Source organism: Arthrobacter sp. zg-Y40 (genome assembly GCF_020731535.1).
In the GTDB taxonomy this organism is placed as follows: domain Bacteria; phylum Actinomycetota; class Actinomycetes; order Actinomycetales; family Micrococcaceae; genus Arthrobacter_B.
Window position 1 is genome coordinate 258,828 of record NZ_JAJFZS010000011.1, and the last position, 18,572, is coordinate 277,399.

At 67.9% G+C, this 18,572-nt stretch carries 18 protein-coding genes; 10 read left to right on the forward strand and 8 right to left on the reverse strand.

The features are described 5' to 3' along the window. Together rbsK and LJ754_RS12620 are read left to right on the forward strand one after the other, a co-directional pair. Positions 1 to 933, forward strand: a complete 933-nt coding sequence (rbsK, locus tag LJ754_RS12615) for a ribokinase (protein ID WP_227926863.1) — start codon at positions 1 to 3, stop codon at positions 931 to 933. A gap of 542 nt (positions 934 to 1,475) precedes the next feature. Next, positions 1,476 to 1,931 carry a DUF3817 domain-containing protein gene (locus LJ754_RS12620; RefSeq protein ID WP_227926864.1) on the forward strand — a complete coding sequence of 152 codons (456 nt, stop codon included), beginning with the start codon at positions 1,476 to 1,478 and terminating at the stop codon, positions 1,929 to 1,931. 48 nt (positions 1,932 to 1,979) lie between these two features. Here the strand turns inward: LJ754_RS12620 and LJ754_RS12625 are convergent, their stop codons facing one another. The 4 genes from LJ754_RS12625 to LJ754_RS12640 are packed head-to-tail and all read right to left on the reverse strand — an operon-like array spanning position 1,980 to position 5,818. Next, complete coding sequence (locus tag LJ754_RS12625; protein ID WP_227926865.1) at positions 1,980 to 3,308, reverse strand: multidrug effflux MFS transporter; 1,329 nt, start codon at positions 3,306 to 3,308, stop codon at positions 1,980 to 1,982. A gap of 36 nt (positions 3,309 to 3,344) precedes the next feature. After that, positions 3,345 to 4,190, reverse strand: coding sequence for an NAD-dependent epimerase/dehydratase family protein (locus LJ754_RS12630; RefSeq protein ID WP_227926866.1), 846 nt, complete (start codon positions 4,188 to 4,190; stop codon positions 3,345 to 3,347). 4 nt (positions 4,191 to 4,194) lie between these two features. Next, complete coding sequence (locus LJ754_RS12635) at positions 4,195 to 4,893, reverse strand: type 1 glutamine amidotransferase domain-containing protein (protein WP_227926867.1); 699 nt, start codon at positions 4,891 to 4,893, stop codon at positions 4,195 to 4,197. Between the two features lie 34 nt (positions 4,894 to 4,927). Further along, on the reverse strand, positions 4,928 to 5,818 hold the full coding sequence (locus LJ754_RS12640) for an aldo/keto reductase (protein ID WP_227926868.1): 891 nt from the start codon (positions 5,816 to 5,818) through the stop codon (positions 4,928 to 4,930). 118 nt (positions 5,819 to 5,936) lie between these two features. Here LJ754_RS12640 and LJ754_RS12645 point away from each other — a divergent pair, with 118 nt between their 5' ends. Further along, complete coding sequence (locus LJ754_RS12645) at positions 5,937 to 6,326, forward strand: VOC family protein (protein WP_227926869.1); 390 nt, start codon at positions 5,937 to 5,939, stop codon at positions 6,324 to 6,326. Positions 6,327 to 6,335: 9 nt separating this feature from the next. Beyond that, entirely contained in the window at positions 6,336 to 7,844 is a 1,509-nt protein-coding gene (locus tag LJ754_RS12650) for an MFS transporter (protein ID WP_227926870.1), read from the forward strand. 59 nt (positions 7,845 to 7,903) lie between these two features. On the opposite strand, the gene LJ754_RS12655 is transcribed toward LJ754_RS12650, so the two are convergent. Further along, positions 7,904 to 8,227 carry a hypothetical protein gene (locus LJ754_RS12655; protein ID WP_227926871.1) on the reverse strand — a complete coding sequence of 108 codons (324 nt, stop codon included), beginning with the start codon at positions 8,225 to 8,227 and terminating at the stop codon, positions 7,904 to 7,906. 99 nt (positions 8,228 to 8,326) lie between these two features. Here LJ754_RS12655 and LJ754_RS12660 point away from each other — a divergent pair, with 99 nt between their 5' ends. The 5 genes from LJ754_RS12660 to LJ754_RS12680 all read left to right on the forward strand — a co-directional run bounded on the left by LJ754_RS12660 (position 8,327) and on the right by LJ754_RS12680 (position 12,734). Next, the gene (locus LJ754_RS12660) at positions 8,327 to 8,683 is read left to right on the forward strand and encodes a GntR family transcriptional regulator (protein ID WP_227926872.1); all 357 of its coding nucleotides are present in this window, start codon (positions 8,327 to 8,329) and stop codon (positions 8,681 to 8,683) included. Next, complete coding sequence (locus LJ754_RS12665) at positions 8,673 to 9,647, forward strand: DUF1648 domain-containing protein (protein WP_227926873.1); 975 nt, start codon at positions 8,673 to 8,675, stop codon at positions 9,645 to 9,647. The genes LJ754_RS12660 and LJ754_RS12665 overlap by 11 nt, the downstream gene beginning before the upstream one ends. Positions 9,648 to 9,784: 137 nt before the next feature. Further along, positions 9,785 to 10,612 carry a (Fe-S)-binding protein gene (locus LJ754_RS12670; RefSeq protein ID WP_227926874.1) on the forward strand — a complete coding sequence of 276 codons (828 nt, stop codon included), beginning with the start codon at positions 9,785 to 9,787 and terminating at the stop codon, positions 10,610 to 10,612. Then, positions 10,609 to 12,120 (forward strand): LutB/LldF family L-lactate oxidation iron-sulfur protein, encoded by a 1,512-nt coding sequence (locus LJ754_RS12675; RefSeq protein WP_227926875.1) that lies wholly within the window; start codon positions 10,609 to 10,611, stop codon positions 12,118 to 12,120. The genes LJ754_RS12670 and LJ754_RS12675 overlap by 4 nt, the downstream gene beginning before the upstream one ends. Next, positions 12,117 to 12,734 carry a LutC/YkgG family protein gene (locus LJ754_RS12680; protein WP_227926876.1) on the forward strand — a complete coding sequence of 206 codons (618 nt, stop codon included), beginning with the start codon at positions 12,117 to 12,119 and terminating at the stop codon, positions 12,732 to 12,734. The genes LJ754_RS12675 and LJ754_RS12680 overlap by 4 nt, the downstream gene beginning before the upstream one ends. Positions 12,735 to 12,750: 16 nt before the next feature. Here the strand turns inward: LJ754_RS12680 and LJ754_RS12685 are convergent, their stop codons facing one another. From LJ754_RS12685 to LJ754_RS12695, 3 genes are all read right to left on the reverse strand, one after another. Beyond that, entirely contained in the window at positions 12,751 to 13,827 is a 1,077-nt protein-coding gene (locus LJ754_RS12685; protein WP_227926877.1) for an alpha/beta hydrolase, read from the reverse strand. Between the two features lie 167 nt (positions 13,828 to 13,994). After that, a complete protein-coding gene (locus LJ754_RS12690) occupies positions 13,995 to 15,734 on the reverse strand; it encodes an L-lactate permease (RefSeq protein ID WP_227926878.1) in 1,740 nt (579 codons plus the stop codon). Positions 15,735 to 15,869: 135 nt separating this feature from the next. Continuing rightward, entirely contained in the window at positions 15,870 to 16,583 is a 714-nt protein-coding gene (locus LJ754_RS12695; RefSeq protein WP_227926879.1) for a YoaK family protein, read from the reverse strand. Positions 16,584 to 16,767: 184 nt separating this feature from the next. Here LJ754_RS12695 and LJ754_RS12700 point away from each other — a divergent pair, with 184 nt between their 5' ends. Then, entirely contained in the window at positions 16,768 to 18,513 is a 1,746-nt protein-coding gene (locus tag LJ754_RS12700) for a gamma-glutamyltransferase (protein WP_231706311.1), read from the forward strand. Positions 18,514 to 18,572: the final 59 nt, after the last annotated feature.

Sequence of the window (18,572 nt, forward strand, 5' to 3'; positions counted from 1 at the left end):
ATGGATATTGCAGTAATCGGTTCCAACATGGTGGACCTGGTGTCCTACCTCAGCCGGATGCCGGACGAAGGGGAAACCGTTGAGGCCCGGGACTTCGCCATGGGCTGCGGCGGCAAGGGAGCCAACCAGGCGATGGCCGCCGCCCGCATGGGTTCCTCGGTGCTGATGCTGACCCGGGTGGGCAACGACGCCTTCGCCGAAACCACCCGGCGCAACTTCGAGGCCAACGGGATCGACACCACCTACGTGCTGGACACGGACGCCACCAGCGGCGTCGCGCCCATCTTCGTGGATGACAACTCCCGCAACTCGATTGTCATTGCCAAGGGCGCCAACGCCTTCCTGACGGCGGCGGACATTGAGGACGCCGCCGAGGCCATTGCGCAGTGCAAACTGATGGTGCTGCAGCTGGAAGTGAACTTGGAGACCGTCTACGCAGCCATCGACTTCGGCAACCGGCAAGGCATCCCCGTGCTGCTCAACCCGGCACCGGCCAGCCCGGACCTGGACTTCGCCCAGGTAGCCCGGTGTGACTACTTCGTGCCGAATGAAACCGAACTGGCACTGCTCACTGGCATGCCGGTGCAGACGCTGGAAGAAGTGCAGGCTGCAGCGCAGACCATCCTGGACCGCGGGGTGAAGAACGTTATTGTCACCATGGGCTCGCGCGGAGTGCTGTGGCTGTCCGCCGCCGGTTCCACCTTGGTGGAAGGCCGCACCGTGGCCGCGTTGGACACCACGGGGGCAGGGGATGCGTTCATCGGCTGCTTCAGCCACTGCCTGGTGGAAACGGGAGACGTTCCGGGTTCCCTGGCCACAGCGAATGCCTACGCCGCGGATTCGGTCACCCGCCGCGGGACGCAGACTTCCTACGCCACGCGCGAGCAGTTCGAGCAGGGCCTGAAGCAGGGCCGGGCGGACACCGCGGCCTGAGCCGACCCAACAGCTTGGCCGCAGCGGTCCCCCCACCGCCGCGGTCCGGAAGAGGCTGCTGCGGGCCGGAACCGATCCCCTTCGGTGCCGGCCGCGGCAGCCTTTTGCGTTGCGATGCCGCCCAGGTTGGCGGGCCGGCAGGTTGGCGTGCCGGCCGCGGGAACAGCCTGCGGGAACAGCCTGCGGGAACAGCCGCGGGAACAGCCGCGGGAACAGCCTGCACCCCACCCGGACGGTTTGAGAAGGCAAAAATTACCGCCGTCGGGCTCGAAAAGGCAGAATTTACTGTTTTCCCGCCTAAAAACCGTAAATTGTGCATTCTCGTTCGGGCGCGGCTGGGGCCGCTCCGCTTACCGCCCCAAGCAGCAGGGGGCGGGGCGCTGCGGGCACCCGCCCGCCCGCTGCGGGCACCCGCCCGCCCGCTGCGGGGCCGGGCGGCCGCACCGCCGTCGTGATTGCTGTCCCAAAGCCGCAGGGGATTCGCCGCGCGCAGGGCCATGCTGACATACTGTTGGTAAATCTCAGCAGAAGGTGGATCCCGCATGACCCCCCGCAAACTTTTCCGGACCGTGGCCCTGGCCGAAGCCGTGACCTGGACACTGCTCCTGATCGGCATGTTCGCCAAATACGTCTTGGACTTTGAAGCCCTCACGCCCATCTTCGGCGGCCTGCACGGCTTCGTGTTCCTGTCCTACGGTGTGGTCACCCTGTTTGTATGGGCTAACCAGAAGTGGCCGGTCCGCACCGGCATCCTAGGCTTGGTGACCACCGTGATTCCATGGGCCACCATCCCGTTCGAGAAGTCGGTGGACCGGCGCGGCCTGCTGGACGGCGGCTGGCGGATGGCCCCGGGCGGCGAAGAACCCACCAACGCCGTGGACAAGGTCGCAGCCCTGGTGCTGCGCCGCCCGGTAGTGGCCGGCGTCGTTGCCCTGGTGGCAGTAGCCGCGGTCTTCACCGTGCTGCTCTACCTGGGCCCGCCCGTTCCCATGGGCTGATCCAGTCGCACCGCTGCCGTGCCGCGATCTAGGCGTCCATCCGGGCCGCTAGGAAGCGGGCGGGATGGAAGCGCCCGCACGCGCGGCAGCTCCGGGACGCAGCCGGCGCCGGTTGGGCCGGTTCGAGCTGCCCCCGCGGTAGGCCGTCGTCGCCGTGGCCAAGATGAGCACAATCAGCACGGCGCAGCCAATGATCACCGACACCATGGCCAGGGCGCTGCCGCCCAGGATGCCGACCAGCGGGCTGACAATGCCGGCCAGGCCCACCTGCAGGGCGCCGATCATGGCTGCGGCGCTGCCGGCCATGTGCCCGTAGTCGCTGAGGGCCAGGATCGAAGAGTTCGAAGCGATGAAGCCGTTCATGGCGAGCACCAGCCACAACCCCGCGGTAAGGCCCGCAGCCCCGCCGAGTCCGGTCAGCACGATCACCGGCAGCAGCGCGGCCAGTCCCAGCAGCAGGATTACGGCCGCCCGCAGGATGCCCATGGGGGAGTAGCGGGTGACCAGCCAGGCATTAAGCTGCGCGGAAATGACCATGCCCACGCCGTTGATGGCGAACACCAGGGCGTACTGGCCCGGGCTCAGTCCGTAGCCCTCCTGGAACACAAACGGTGAGCCCACCACGTAGCTCATGATGACGGCCATGCCCAGGCCGGGGATTGCGGCCAGGGCCAGGAACTGCCGGTCGCGCAGCAGGACCCGGAAACCGCTGAACGTACTGGCGCCGCCCTTGGTCCGGCGGCGTGCCGGCGGCAGCGTCTCGGGCATCCAGCGCAGCACAATGACACCGAGCACGACGCCGATCAGGGCCAGGGCGAGGAACACTGCCCGCCAGTTGAATAGCCCGGAAACAGCTCCTCCGATGGAGGGCGCCAGCAGCGGGGCCAGGCCGATGATCAGCATCAGCCGGGACAGCATGGCCGCTGCGGTGGAACCGGTGAACCGGTCCCGCACCACGGCAAGGGACACCACGCCTGCGGCGGCGTTAAAGAAGCCCTGCAGGAGGCGGAGCACAATCAGGGCGCCGATGTTCGGGGCCACAAAGCACAGCAGTGAAACCACCACGTGCATGCTGATGCCGATGATCAGCGGCAGCCGCCGTCCGAAACGGTCCGAGAAGGGGCCGATGACAAGCTGGCCCACCGCTGCGCCCAGCAGTGTGCCGGAGAGGGTGAACTGGGCCGCCGCTGCGCTGGTGTGCAGGTCTTCGGCAACCTGCGGCAGCGCCGGCAGGTACATGTCCGTGGTCACTGCGGGCAGGGCGGCCAAGGCACCGAGCATCAGGATGTATTTGATGCTGGTGCGGGTACTGACGCGGGAACTGTTTCCGGAAACAGCGGGTGCCGGGCTTCCGGTTTTGGGCGGGGTATCGCTCATAGACACTCCTGGTGCGGTTGCGGTGGAACGAAAGAACTACGGGTGCCGGGTGCCCTCGCCTGCCAGGACCGCGCGGTAGCCGTCCCGGAAGGACGGGTAGGCGAAGTCGAATCCGGTGCTGCTCAGCAGCTCGCTGCTCAGCCTGCGGTTTCCTCCGCGGCTGCTGGAAGCCGGTGCCGCGGCGGGCAGCGCGTGGCCCAGCTCGTCGGCGAGGAAGTGCAGCACGTCGGACATTTCGACGGGCTCCTTATCCACTCCAACATAAATGGGCGCCGGATGTGAAACCCGGGTGGTGAGATGCACTATGGCCGCTGCCGCATCGTCCCGGTGGATGCGGTTGGTCAGCTGGCTGCCGGCGGGTACGACGGCGGTGCCGGCGGTGACGGCGTCAATCAGCCGCGTGCGTCCCGGCCCGTAGATCCCGGCGAGGCGCAGCACCACGGCATCCGGACGCCGGTCATGCAGCAGCTGCTCGGCTTCGAGGATCACGGCTCCGGTGGCCGAGGCGGGTGCGGGCGGGGTGTCCTCGTCCACTTGGCCGCCGTCGGCGTCGCCGTACACCGCGGTGGAGGATACAAACAGGATGCGGGCCGGGCGGACGCCGTCGCGCTCCAGTGCGTCCATTACATTTGCAGTCCCGTCCACATAGGCGGCGCGGTAGGCGGCTTCGGTGCGTTCCCGGGCTGCAACGGCAATCACGACGACGTCGGTGCCGGCGGGGATGCGCGGCAGTTCGCCGGTGAGGTCGGCCGCCTGGCCGGTGATGGCCGCCGGCAGATTGCCGGGGGAGCGGCGCCAGCCAAGCACGGAGAAGCCGGCCGCAGCGAACCGCAGGCCGGCTTCCGTGCCCAGATCGCCGCAGCCGGCGATCAGGACTCTCATATGGTTACTCGGCCAGGGCGGAGATGACGGCCTTGGCCACATCTTCGCTGGACTGGGGGTTCTGACCGGAGATGAGGTTGCGGTCGCGGACCACGTAGCTGGTCCAGGCCGGGCCGGTCTCCACTACGGCGCCCTTGTTGCGCAGGACTTCCTCCACGAACCAGGGGGTGTTCTCGCCGGTTCCGCCGTTCAGCTCTTCCTCGTCGGTGAAGACGGTGAGCTTGCGGCCGGAGAAAATGAAGCCGTCCTCGGTTTCGGCGGCCAGCAGGCCTGCCGGGCCGTGGCAGAACGGGGCAATGATCTTGCCGGCGGCGTCAGCTTCACGAAGGATCCGGCCCATGTCCTTATCGAACGCGAGGTCTGCCATGGGGCCGTGACCGCCGGGCATCACCACGGCGTCGTATTCCGACACATCGGCGTCGGCGAGCACCAGCGGGGAGGACAGCTCAGCGTCGATGAAGGCGATGTACTGCGTGAACGCGGCGGCCTTTTCGGCGCTGCCCGCGGACTCGGGGGCCAGGGACACCTGGTCCACGGTGGGCTTCACGCCACCCGGGGTGGCGATGCGGACGGTGTGTCCGGCCTCGCGCAGCACCCGGTGGGACTCGGCGAGCTCTTCGGCCCAGTAGCCGGTGGGGTGTTCGCTGCCGTCCTTCATGGTGAGGGAATCGGCGGCGGATACGACCATCAGGATGTTAGCCATGCGTTGTTTCTCCTTTGCTTGGCGGAAATGTAAGTTACTTGGCCGGCGCTGCGGCAGCGCCGGCGGCGTCGAGTTCGGCGAATGTCGCGTCGTCGAGCGAGATGTTGGCAGCACCCAGGTTGTCTTCAAGGTGTGCGATGGAGCCGGTGCCCGGGATCGGCATCATGACGGGGGAGCGGCGCAGCAGCCAGGCCAGGGCCACCTGCGAGGTGCTGGCGTTCAGGCGCTTGGCTGCCTCATCCACGGGACCGCCCTGCTTCGCCAGTTCGCCGGCGGAAATGGGTGCCCACGGGATGAAGCCGATGCCGTTGTCCTCGGAGTACTTCAGCACGTCCTCGGAGGAACGGTCGGTGAGGTTGTAGCGGTTCTGCACCGTGGACACGGTGAAGAACTTGGCGGCTGCTTCCAGATCCTCGACGGAGACCTGGGACAGGCCGAGGGCCTTCACCTTGCCCTCCTGCTGAAGGTCCCGCAGCACGGCGAACTGCTCGTCGCGGTCCACCTTGGGGTCAATGCGGTGCAGCTGCAGCAGGTCCAGGGACTCGACCTTCAGCTTGCGCAGCGACAGTTCGGTCTGCTGGCGCAGGTACTCCGGGCGGCCCACCGGAACCCAGACGTCCGGTCCGGTGCGGACAAAGCCCACCTTGGTGGCAATGCGGACGCCGTCCGGGTAGGGGTAGAGCGCTTCGGCAATGATCTCTTCGCTGATGTTCGGACCGTAGGAGTCGGCGGTGTCGATGAAGTCGACGCCCAGTTCGACGGCGCGGCGCACCACGTCGACGGCGGTGCCGCGGCTCTCGGGTTCACCCCAGACACCGGGTCCCACAATCCGCATGGCTCCGAAGCCCAGGCGGTGTACGGTGCCGAGGTCCTTGAGGTCGATGGTGGGGGACAGGGCGGGTGAATTTTCCGTCGTATCAGTCATGTAAGGCCCAACACGGCGCGCCACCGGGTTTATTCCTCAGCAGCCTTACAAGGCACGCGGACACGTCCTGTCCGCAAGGAGGGTTCCGGTGCGGCACCGGCCGGTTTAGCTTTGCCCGATGGACTGGAAAATTGAGCTTGTGCCGGTGCCCGTGTCCGACGTCGACGCCTCCAAGGCCTTCTATGTGGACCAGGTGGGTTTCACTCCCGACTTTGACGAACGGGTCGACGAAAGCCTGCGCTTTGTGCAGCTGACCCCTCCCGGTTCGGCCTGCTCGGTGGTGATTGGGCCTGGTACCACGGACATGGTCCCCGGTACCCAGCGGATCCAGGTGGTTGTGCCCAGCGCCGCCGACGCCCGCCAGCACCTGGTGGACCACGGCGTGGCAACCAGTGACATCACACCGCTGGACTGGGGCACGTTTGTGTACTTCAGCGATCCGGACGGCAATCAGTGGTCGCTGCAGGAACTGCCGGCCATTCCGCCCACCCTGCCGTCGGAGACGTAAACCAACCGCTTGACCTCAAGCGTGCTTGAGCCTGTTGACTTCGAGCAGCAGCCATCGATTTCAGCACCCAAGGAGCACCGCTTGCAGGCCGAACGCCCCGAAAACTCCCCGTCCCAAAACCCTGCGCCCCAAGATTCGCTGCCCGGCACCGACGCTGCCGGAACCGGGCCGGGCTTCTGGTCGCGCCGCTACCTCCCGACCACGGTGGGCCTGTTTACCCTGGCCTTCCTGTTTGCCTTCGAAGCATTGGCCGTGGGCACGGTCATGCCCGTGGTTGCCGCTGAGCTGGACGGCCTGTCCCTTTACGGGCTGGCCTTCGGCGCGCCCATGGCCACCGCCGTCGTCACCATCGCCCTGGCCGGAGGGTGGACGGACGCCCGCGGCCCCGCCCCGGCGCTGCGGGTGGGCGTAGTGCTGTTCTCGGCGGGACTAATTGCCGCGGCCCTGTCGCAGTCCATGCTGATGCTGGTCCTGGGCCGGTCCCTGCAGGGGCTGGGCGCCGGGCTGGCGGGCGTGGCCATGTACGTGGTGGTTGCGCGCGCGTATCCGCACTCGATGCGGGCCCAAGCCTTTACCGTGATCAGCAGCGGCTGGGTGTTTCCCGCACTGGTAGGGCCCGCGATTGCCGGTTTCCTGAACGGGCTTCTGGGCTGGCGGGCGGTGTTCGCCGTGGCTCCGCTCCTGGCGGTGACGGCGTACGCCGGCCTGGCGCCGGTGCTGCGGAAAATGCCGGGCACCCTGCGCTGGCAGCCCGATTACCGGCGGACGGCCTGGGCGCTGCTTGCGGCGGCGGGCGTCCTCGGCATCGGCCTGTCGGGCGCGGGGAGCGACGGCGCAGCCACCGGCCTGGCGCTGCTGCCCGCCGGGCTGTGCGCGGCGGCGGTGCTGGTGGCCGGACCGCGGCTGCTGCCGCCGCGGACCTGGACGCTGGGACGGGGACTGCCGGCAGTCATTTCACTGCGCGGCTTGGTGGGTGCGGCGTTTGCCGGGGCGGAGGCGTATCTGCCGTTGGCCCTGTATGAGCACCGGGGATTCAGCCCCACGCAGGCAGGACTGCTGCTGACTGTTTCGGCAGTCGCCTGGTTCGGCGGGTCCCTGGCCGCAGCCAACCTGGCGCTGCTGGGGAACAAGATTGCCCGGGTCCGGCTCGGCGCGCTGCTGATGGTGGCGGGTATTGCGGTGACGGCCCTGTGCATCAATCCCCAGGTCAGCATTGTGCTGCCGGTCCTGGGCTGGGCCGCGGCCGGCGCCGGCATGGGCATGGCCTTTCCCACCCTGTCCGTGCTGGTGCTTGACTACTCGGATGAAGGCCGGGAGGGCGGCAACAGTTCCTCGCTGCAGGTCAATGACAATCTTGTGCAGGCACTGTGGCTGGCCTTGGGAAGCGTGGCCTTTGCGGCGCTGTTCCCGGTGGCCCCGCTGGCTGCCTTCGTTGGCGCGTTCGCCAGTGCCGCGGCGCTGGCGGCCGGTGCGCTGGTCCTTTCCGGGAGGCTCGGACCGCGGCGCCCGGCCGCCTGATGGCCAGCTGCCTGAGGGCCAGCTGCCGCGACGCCGCGTTGCTCAAGAGGCAGTTCGTCCTATAGCTGTGCGGCTACCGCCTGCAGCACGTCGGTGACGTCGGACTTGCCCTGGCCGTAGTCGAGCAGCGTGGTGGAGACCTGCGGCGTGCTGGTGGCCAGGACCCGGGTGCTGCCGGCGTCCAGCGGCTCGAAGGTGAGCACAATGTTGGCCCCGAAGGTCTTCCAGTTGGTTGCGGCGGACATTTCCGCGCGGTCGGCCCAGATTCCGGTGACGGTCATCCGCGGCAACTGGAAGGCGGCCCGTTCGACGGCGGGAGGCAGTGCGGCAGCCGGTGCGGCAACCACCATTTCACCGCGTGCCCGTGCCCGTTTGGATGTCACGTTGAGACTGATCGTTTTTGAATTCCCCATATTCGTCATGCGAGAGAGAATAGCGCAAACATAAAAAGTGAGTTGTTCTAGTTGTAGTAGAATAACTTCATGCTGATGAAAGTGGACGCCTCCAGCGACCAGCCGCTCTTTGAGCAGCTGGCCGCCTCGATCCGTGCGGACGCCGCAGCCGGACGCCTGCAGCCGGGCGAACGGCTGCCCACCGCGCGGGACGTCGCGGAGTCGCTCGGCGTCAACGTGCACACCGTCCTGCACGCCTATCAGGAGCTGCGGGCGGAGGGCCTGATCGAGCTGCGCCGCGGGCGCGGCGCAGTGGTGACTGAAGCTGCCGCGCCGCTCGCCGCCCTGCACACCGATGTCCTGGCCCTGGTGGCCAAAGCCCGGGATCTGGGCCTGTCGCCGGAAACCCTGTCCGCCTACGTAAAGGAAATTGCCCATGAACGCTAGTGCCTCTGCCCGACGCCGTTTCCTGCTGGTGGCCCTGGGAGTTCCCGCCGTCGTGGTGGTCATTGCCCTGGCCCTGCAGCTTGCAACCTTGCCGTCCCTGCCGGACCCCGTGGCTATCCACTGGGGCGTGCAGGGGCCGGACGGTTTTGGCTCACCGTGGTCCACTGTGCTGTTCACCGTGCTGCTGGGAGCGGGTATTCCGGCCCTGATGGCAGGCACCAGCATGCCGGGCTACGCGGACAACGGACCGAGCTACCGGTTCCTCGGCGCCGCGGTCCCTGCCATCACCACCATGCTCTGCACCCTGCTTACCTGGACCCAGCTGATGCAGGCCGGGCTCTCCGATGCCCGGCAGGCCCCTGGGGTGGGACTGCCGCTGCTGTACTCCGTGCTTGCCGGACTGGCCGTGGGAGCGGTCTGCTGGCTCGTGCAGCCCAAAGCACAGCAGCGGCCCGCCGCCAGCCCGTCCGAGCCACTGCCGCTGGCTGCCGGTGAACGCGCCGTGTGGTTCCGCGAGACCAGCCTGTCAAAGCCCGCCCTGCTGCTGATCCTGGGTGCGGTCACTGCGGCCGGCGCCGGGGCGGTCATCGGGTGGCTGTGGGCGGAGCCGGAGCTGGCCTGGACAATGACCGGCCTGACCGTAGTGCTCCTCGCCGCCGCGGCCACCGCCACAGCATTCCGGGTGCGGGTGGACGGCAGCGGCCTCACAGCGGTCTCCGTGGCCGGTTTTCCCCGCTTCCATGTTCCGCTGGCGGAGATTCGGGATGCCGAGGCAGTTACCGTTTCCCCCGTTGCCGAGTTCGGCGGCTGGGGCCTGCGGTGGGTGCCCGGACGGTTTGGCGTGGTGCTGCGCAGCGGTCCGGCCCTGCAGGTGAACCGCGTCACCGGCCGCCAGTTTGTGGTCACGGTTGATGACGCCGGCACCGCCGCCGCGCTGCTGCAGGCCCTCACCGCCCGCACTTAACGCAGCACGCAGGGCAGGGACTACCCGGTTTCGCGCACGACAAACAGGCGCGAAACCGGCGTCAGGCATACCAATGCGGGGGAGTATGTTTGAAGATGGGCAGAACGCGAAGGACCGGCTCGGCCGAAAGGCAACCAATGAAGATTGCACTCTTTGCCACCTGCATTGTGGACGCCATGTATCCGTCCACTGCCCGCGCCACGGTGTCCATCCTCGAGCGGCTCGGACACCAGGTGGTGTTCCCTGCAGGCCAGGGCTGTTGCGGGCAGATGCACCTGAACTCGGGGTACTTCCCCGAGGCGGTGCCGGTCATCCGGAACCACGTGGAGGCGTTTGAGGCGGAGGACTACGACGTCGCCGTGGCACCTTCCGGTTCCTGCGTCGCCTCCGTGAAACACCAGCACGCCATGCTCGCCCGCGCCATCGGCGACAAGGACCTGGAAGCCCGCGCCACCGCCGTCGGCGCGCGCACCTATGAACTGTCCGCCCTGCTCACCGATGTCCTGGGCGTGACGGATGCGGCCGCGCAATTGGGGTCCTGGTATCCGCACCGGATCACCTACCACCCGAGCTGCCATGGAATGCGGCTGCTGCGGCTCGGTGACCGGCAGGCGAACCTGCTGCGCACCGTCGAAGGCCTGGAACTGGAACCCCTGCCGCAGGCGGATCAGTGCTGCGGCTTCGGCGGAACCTTTTCCCTCAAGAACGCCGACGTGTCCTCGGCCATGCTGGCGGACAAAGACGCGAATATCGAGGCCACCGGCGCGCAGCTGTGCACCGGCGGCGACGCATCCTGCCTGATGCACATCGGCGGCGGGCTATCCCGGGAGGGCAGCAGCATCGCCACCCTGCACTTCGCCGAGATCCTTGCCAGCACCCGCGAGGACCCGGCACCGGCACCGGACGCGCTCCGGAAGCCGGCCGGGAGCACCGCCGGCAGCATCGCGGAAAGGGCCCGGAGATGAGTTCCACCTATCTGGGCATGCCTGCCCTGCCGGCCTACGGGCAGGGCAACCTGCACGCCACGGAGGCGTTCCCGGCCGCGGCCCAACGGGAACTGGGAAACACCCAGCTGCGCGCCAACCTGGGCCACGCCACGCACACCATCCGGGACAAGCGGCTGCGCGTGGTGGCCGAACTGCCGGACTGGGAAGAACTGCGCAATGCCGGTGCCGCCACCAAGGCCTCGGTCATGGCGCGCCTGCCCGAACTGCTGGAGCAGTTCGAAGCGAACTTCACCGCGCGCGGCGGGACCATCCACTGGGCCCGGGACGCTGCCGAGGCCAACCGGATTGTGCGGGACCTGATCCGCGAGGCCGGCGCCGACGAAGTGGTCAAGGTCAAGTCCATGGCCACCCAGGAAATCGGCCTGAACGAATACCTCGAAGAGCAGGGCATTGCAGCCTTCGAAACCGATCTGGCTGAACTGATTGTCCAGCTGGACCACGACAAGCCCAGCCACATCCTGGTGCCGGCCATCCACAAAAACCGTAGCCAGGTGCGCGATATTTTCCTTCGCGAGATGCCCGGCGTGGACCCGGACCTCACCGACAACCCGGCCCGGCTGGCAGAAGCCTCCCGTATGCACCTGCGCCGCAAGTTCCTCTCCGCCAAAGTGGCCATCTCCGGCGCGAACTTCGCCATAGCCGATTCGGGGACGCTCGGCGTCGTCGAATCCGAAGGCAACGGACGGATGTGCCTGACGCTGCCCGAAACCCTGATCACCGTGATGGGGGTGGAAAAGCTGCTGCCGTCCTTCCAGGACCTGGAAGTGTTTATGCAGCTGCTGCCGCGATCCTCCACGGGGGAGCGGATGAACCCGTACACCTCGTTCTGGACCGGAGTCACCAAGGGGGACGGACCGCAGGACGTGCACCTGGTGCTGCTGGACAACGGCCGCAGCGCCGCGCTCGCCGATGAGATGGGGCGGTCCGCCCTGCACTGCATCCGCTGCAGCGCCTGCATGAACGTCTGCCCGGTTTACGAACGGACCGGCGGACACGCCTACGGGTCCACCTACCCGGGGCCCATCGGCGCCATCCTGTCTCCGCTGCTGACCGGCATCACCTCGGAGGAAAACGCTTCGCTTCCGTACGCGTCGTCCCTGTGCGGTGCCTGCTACGACGCGTGCCCGGTGAAGATCAACATTCCGGAGATCCTGGTCCACCTGCGGTCCGTGGACGTGGAGAGCCGCCGCGGGAAAGCGGCCGCGAAGAAGAAACTGCCCGGGCAGATGGACGTGGCCATGAAGGCCGCCTCCTGGGCCATGGGGTCCGGGCGCCGGATGGCACTGGTGGAAAAGGCGCTGCCGCTGGGACAACTGGCGGCGGGGCCGGACAAGAAGATCAAGAAACTTCCCGGCATTGCCGCCGGGTGGACACAGAGCAGGGACCTCCCGGCGCCGCCCGCCCGGTCCTTCCGGGACTGGTGGGCGAAGGAACGCGGGAACACATCGTCGAAAGAGAAGGCATGAGCGCCCGTACGGAGATTCTGGACCGGCTGCGGTCGGCCCTTCATGATGCGCCGGCAGCTCCGGACATCCCGCGGAACTACCGGCACGAGTCCGGTAAGGCTGAGGACGAACTCATTGAACTGCTCAGCGACCGGCTGGTTGACTACAAGGCGGGAGTCAGCGTGGTGGACGAGGCCGGGGTGCCCGTCCGTGTGGCGGAGCTGCTGGCGGGAGCTCCCTCCTACGTGGTTCCGGACGGGCTGGATGAACGCTGGACGGCGCAGGCGCCCGGGCGAATGGTGGACTCCGCGGAGGACCCGCTTTCCGTGGCGCAACTGGATGCTGCCGGTGCCGTGGTGACCGGTAGCGCCGCCGCCGTGGCGGAGACCGGCACCATCATCCTGGACGGCAGTCCGGACCAGGGCCGCCGTGCTATTTCCCTGATTCCGGACCACCACATTTGCCTGGTCCGGGCCCGGGACATCACCGGAGTGCTGCCCGAGGCATTGCGCCGGCTGGACGCCACCCACCCCCTGACCTGGATCAGCGGGCCCAGCGCCACCAGCGACATTGAGCTGGAACGGGTGGAAGGCGTACACGGGCCGCGGACCCTGGACGTGGTGATTATCCGCTGAGCACCGGGGCAGCAGTCTAGGCGCTGATTTTCTCCCTCGCCGGCTGCCGGTATAGCCGGCGGGGGGACTGCGCCTGCGCCGTCGGCCGGGTGACGGTGTCCAGGAACCGGACGGTTTCCTGCAGCGTTTGGCGGGCCTCCGGCCGGTCCAGCCGGAACTGGTATTCGTGGCCCAGCGCCGGGCGGTAGTCCGGAGGCCAGAAGCGGCGGGTCACTGGGACCCCAAGTTCTTCCAGCCGGTCGGCCAGTGGCAGGGACTGGTTCTCGGTCAGCGGATCACTGTTGCCGGCGGCTATGTAGGCGGGCGGGAACTTCCCGTTGGCGTGCTCGAAGATGGACATGTGCCCTGCTGCCTCGGTGGCAGCCCAGTCCTTTGACCCGGTATAGGACCAGAGGGCCTTCTTCAGGCCCCACCCGAAAGTGCCGGTGAGCCGGGCCACGGATTTGAAGTCGTACAGGCCGCAGTTCAGCACGATCCCACGCAGGTGTTCCGGGGCGGCGGCGGGGACTATGCCAGTGAGTCGCGCGTAGTCCGGATTGGTGATGCCCAGGGCCAGCTGGGCTGCGAGCTGGGCTCCGGCGGAGTCGCCTGCCAGGACAATCCGGTCCGGGTCTAGGCCGTACTTCTGCGCATGTTCGCGCAAATAGCCGAGGGCGGAGTTCAGTTCCCGCACGGCTGTGGGATAACAGGCCTTGGGGGAAATGGTGTAGCCAAGCCCGACGACGGCGTACCCGTAGCCTGCCAGAACCCGCAGGTAGGGCTCCACGTCTTTCTTGGAACCGGAGATCCAGGCACCTCCGTGGACCCAGACCACTACGGGCAGCGGCGGGCTCGCCGACGCGGGCAGGAAAAGGTCCAGGGAGGGGTTCACGGCGGAGCCGAGGTACCGCAGTCCCATGTGGCTGGTGACGCTGCCCCGCGGAAGGTGCAGGACCGGCCGTGAGGGCTGCATTTTGCCGGCGCCGGAGAAGACTCCGCGGATCAGCATGGCAGAGGTTCGGGGATCCCAGTGCAGGGCAGCGGCGGCAGCTGTTCCAGCAGCAGCGGCCGCCCCGGCCAACACCACCGCTGCCTTCAGCGACAGGAACTTCACGCTTTTTAAGTTAGGACCTGCCGAAGTACCGTTTTTTCGAAGTTCGCCGCCAGCGATGGCTTCCAGCCGGGCAACGTGCCGGATCTCATACGAAGGTGTCGCCCCGGCCACGGAGAGGGGGAAGGCGGGCAGGGCTCAGCAGTGAAGAGCTCGCAGCAGTGAAGAGCCTAGGGCAGCATCCACTCCAGGACCGGCGTGGACTGGAGATAGACCAGGATGCACATGGCCAGGAGCAATAGTGCGCTCCACCCCACCACCTTGCGCAGCAGTACGGATTCCTGGCCGCTCATGTTCACCGCGGCGGCACCGATGGCAAGGTTCTGCGGACTGATCAGTTTGCCCATCACGCCGCCGCCAGTATTGGCGGCGACCAGCAGCTGGGGATTCAGGCCCGCTTCGATGCCTGCCGTCTGCTGCAGCTTGGCGAACAGGGCGTTGGCGGACGTGTCGGACCCGGTCACCGCCGTGCCGATCCAGCCCAGCACGGGGGACAGGAAGGCAAAGAAGGGACCTGTGGCCGCCAGCCAGGTGCCGATCGAGACGGTTTGGCCGGAAAAGTTCATCACGTAGGCCAGGGCCAGGACCGCCAGGATGGTCAGCGCGGCCGAACGCATCCGCACCGCTGTTGTGCCGATTTCCCGCAGGGCCGCCCCGACGGACAGCGGATACCGCCCGTCCTCGTTGAACCGCGAATAAACCAGGGTGACAATCAGCCCGGTGATCAGCAGGAGCGTGCCGGGGCTGATCAGCCACTCGAAGGAGTAGATGGTGGAGGACTGGCGCTGCCCGCTGCTGTCCAGCAGCGCGTCATGCAGCACCGGCCAGGGGATCTTGATGATGGTCTTCGCCAGGGCCTCGGGCACGTTGATGCCCCAGGTCCACAGGTTCACGAAGCCGAACACCACAATCACGGCAACGTATGGAAATAACGCCATCCAGGCGCGGGACGGAGTCAACCGGTCCGCTGCGGTGTCATGGGCCGAGGTCTGCACAGCGGCCGCCGCGCCGGACCCGGCCGCAGTCCAGCCGCTGGCCCGCGCCTCCTGAAGTTCCGCGTTCATCCGCCGGCCCGCCTCGGCACCGTTGCGGGGATGCCAAAAGCGCAGGAACCCCACCGCTGCGAGCATCGCCACCAGCGAAGACACAATGTCGGTGAGCTCGTAGGAGAAGTAGTTGGAGCACAGGAACTGGAAAATCGAGAACACGACGCCGGTAAACAGTGCCACCGGCCAGCAGTCCCGCAGGCCCCGCCGCCCGTCCAGGATAAAGAGCAGGATCAGCGGCACAAACAGGGCAAGGACAGGTGTCTGCCGTCCCACAATGGAGCCCAAATCTTCGCCGGTGTAGCCGGTCAGGTTCGCCGCCGTGGTGATGGGAATGGCCAGGGCGCCGAAAGCCACCGGCGCGGTGTTGGCCACCAGCACCGCCGACGCCGCCCGGATGGGGGCAATCCCCAGCGCCAGCAGCATGGTCACCGTGATGGCCACCGGAGCGCCGAAACCGGCCAGGGCCTCCAGCAAACCGCCGAAGCAGAACGCCACCAGGATGGCCTGGACCCGCAGGTCCCCGCCGCCTATCGCATCGAATACCCGCCGCAGGTCCTCGAAGCGGCCGCTGAGCACGGTCACCTGGTACAGCCACACGGCCATCACGATGATCCAGACCACCGGGAACAGGCCGAAGGCGGCGCCCTGCGTGGCCGAGAGCAGCGCCAGTCCCAGCGGCATGCCGAACCCGAACACTCCGACGGCGAGGGCCACCAGCAGCGCCCAGGCCCCGGCCACGTAGGCCCGGGTTTTGGCAAAGGCCAGGAGCAGGAAAAACGTCAGCAGGGGCAGCAAGGCCACAAGGGCTGAGAGGGCTACGCTGTTGGCTACCGGATCCGTGCTGGGAGTGAAGCTCTCCATGGACACCTCGCGTCAGTCCGCTGGGTGGAGAAAGCATGCAAGCGTCCATTAAGCGTACGGCGGTGCCTCCGGCAGGTAACCCCCGGGAAGGGTGCAGTAGTGCTCCCAGGCCGGAATGCGCCCACGCGTCCGGTGTCAGCCCGCAGGCAGTTCCTCGCCCGCGCCGCTGCGCTCGCGGTGGTGCCGAACGTAGCCGGCGGCTGCCACGCTGATGGAAATCAGCGCCGAGATGACCAGCCCCAGCCAGACGCCCACGTTCAGGGCCGCCGCTCCCGCCACGGCGCCCAGCATGATCAGCGCGATGGCCAGCATGCGACGGACCCAGTACTGGCTGTTGCCCCCGGCCAGCCGGGAATCGGAGGCGAGGCCCGTGATGGTGGACGTGACCACCACCGTGGTGATCTCGGCAACCTTCAGGCGCTTGGCCGTGGCGGCCTGGACGCCCATGGCGGCGGCAAGGGCCGACGTCGTAATGCTGCCCAGGACCCGGTCGCCCTGGACGTCGAATACCAGGGTGAAGACGGCGAGGACGGTAATGAACCCGGCCACCACTACGAGCGAGACGGACGTACGGCGGGACCAGCCCTCCGGGCCCCCGCGCAGCATGCGCCCGGCCAGGGCGGCCCCGAGCATAAAGAACACCAGCGCCAGGGCCGGGCGCAGGATGGGCAGGTCCGCGCCCCCGGCGAAGGCCATGCCCAGCAGCACCACGTTGCCGGTCATGTTGCCGGTGAAGACCCGGTCCAGCCCCAGGTAGCCGACGGCGTCCACCACCCCGGTGGAGAACGTCAGGGCCAGCATCAGCCATAGGTGCACGCGTTCGGTGGGCACGTCGTTCAGGCGCTTCACTGGCGGGCTGTCTCCTTAGGCAGGGACCGGCACATAGACAGAACCGGGGGCTGAAACTCCGATTGTATTCAAAAGCCGGCGGTGCAAGGATGCCACTACCCATCCCCGGCTGAAAGTGACATCCGTGAGCTATACGGCGCCTGCATCCTTTACCACCCGTCCAACGCTGCAGGGCCGTTTTGGCATGAGCGCCTCCACGCACTGGCTGGCCACCGGTTCGGCGCAGGCCGTCCTGGAGCGCGGCGGCAACGCCTTTGACGCCGCGGTGGCGGCGGGGTTTGTGCTGCATGTTGTGGAGCCCCACCTCAATGGCCCCGGCGGTGACCTGACCGGTATTTTCGCGACTGCCGGGAATCCGGGCGAGCCGGTGGTGCTGATGGGGCAGGGGCCGGCCCCTGCGGCAGCCACCAGGGAGCACTACCTTGCCGAAGGCCTGGACCTGGTCCCGGGGGCAGGCGGGCTGGCCGCTGCGGTTCCGGCCGCCGTCGACGCCTGGCTGCTGCTGCTGCGTGACCACGGCACCTGGGAGCTGGCCGACGTCCTGGCATTCGCGGTGGATTACGCCCGCAACGGGCATCCCGTCCTGGGCCGGGTTGGGGCCACCATTGAGGCGGTGGCGGAGCTGTTCACCGACCATTGGCCTACCTCCGCCGCACAGTGGATGCCGGAAGGCCGGCCACCCCGGGAGGGGGAAACCATCCGCAACGAAACCTACGCAGCGGTGCTGGACCGGCTCGTGGCGGCCGGGTCCGGTAACGCCACCCGTGCGGGCAGGATTGACGCTGCCCGGAGGGAATGGCGCGAAGGCTTCGTGGCCCGCGCCGCCGCGGACTTCCTCTCAACACCGCACCGGCATTCCTCCGGAACCGACCACGCCGCGGTCATTACACCCGGGGACTTCGCCGCGTTCAGCGCCGGCTACGAACCTGCCGTCACCTTCGAATTCCGCGGCTGCACCATCGCCAAGACCGGCGCCTGGGGCCAGGGCCCGGCATTGCTGCAAACCCTGGCCATCCTGGCCGGCTTTGAGGATGAACGGCTGGACCCCTCAACCGAGCTGGGCGCCCACACCATCTTGGAAGCGCAGGAGCTGGCCATTGCGGACCGGGAAGCGTACTACGGGGATGCAGACGTTCCTTTGGATTTCCTCCTAAGCGAGGACTACGCAGCCGCGCGCCGGATCCTGATCACTGACACGGCTTCCGGCGAGTTCCGGCCGGGCACGGTGCCCGGGCACAGCCCCTTTGTCCCCCCGCTGCGCACTGAGTACCGTCCGCCGGCCGACGGCGGCCGGGAGTTCGCCGGCGTCGGCGAACCAACGGTGGCGCCCACCGGCGAGACGCGCGGGGATACCTGCCACATCGACGTCGCCGACCAGTGGGGGAACATGGTGTCCGTGACCCCGTCCGGCGGCTGGCTGCAGTCCTCACCCACCATCCCGGAGCTGGGGTTCTGCCTGGGCTCGCGGCTGCAGATGACGTGGCTGGAAGAAGGGGCGCCGTCCACCCTGACACCGGGCAAACGGCCGCGCACCACCCTGACCCCTACCCTGGTGCTGCGGGACGGGCAGCCGGTGGCCGCCCTGGGATCCCCGGGCGGGGACCAGCAGGACCAGTGGCAGCTGCTGTACCTGCTGCGGACCATAGTGGGCGGTTACACGCCGCAGCAGGCCATTGACGCACCGGCCCTGCACACCACGTCCATTCCCGGTTCGTTCTGGCCGAGGACCTGGACTCCCGGCGGAGCGGTGGTGGAGGACCGCCTGGGCGAGGACGTCATTGCCGGGCTCGAAGCCCGCGGCCATGTGGTCACCCGGGCGGGGGACTGGGCGCTGGGACGGCTGTCCGCGGTGACCCGCGCCCCCGGAACGGGCCTGCTGCAGGCTGCGGCCAATCCGCGCGGAATGCAGGGATATGCAGCCGGGCGCTGACCTTGCCGTGCACGCCGTTCCGTTCGGCGGTGCGCCCGCCTAATGTGGGGGCATTCCTT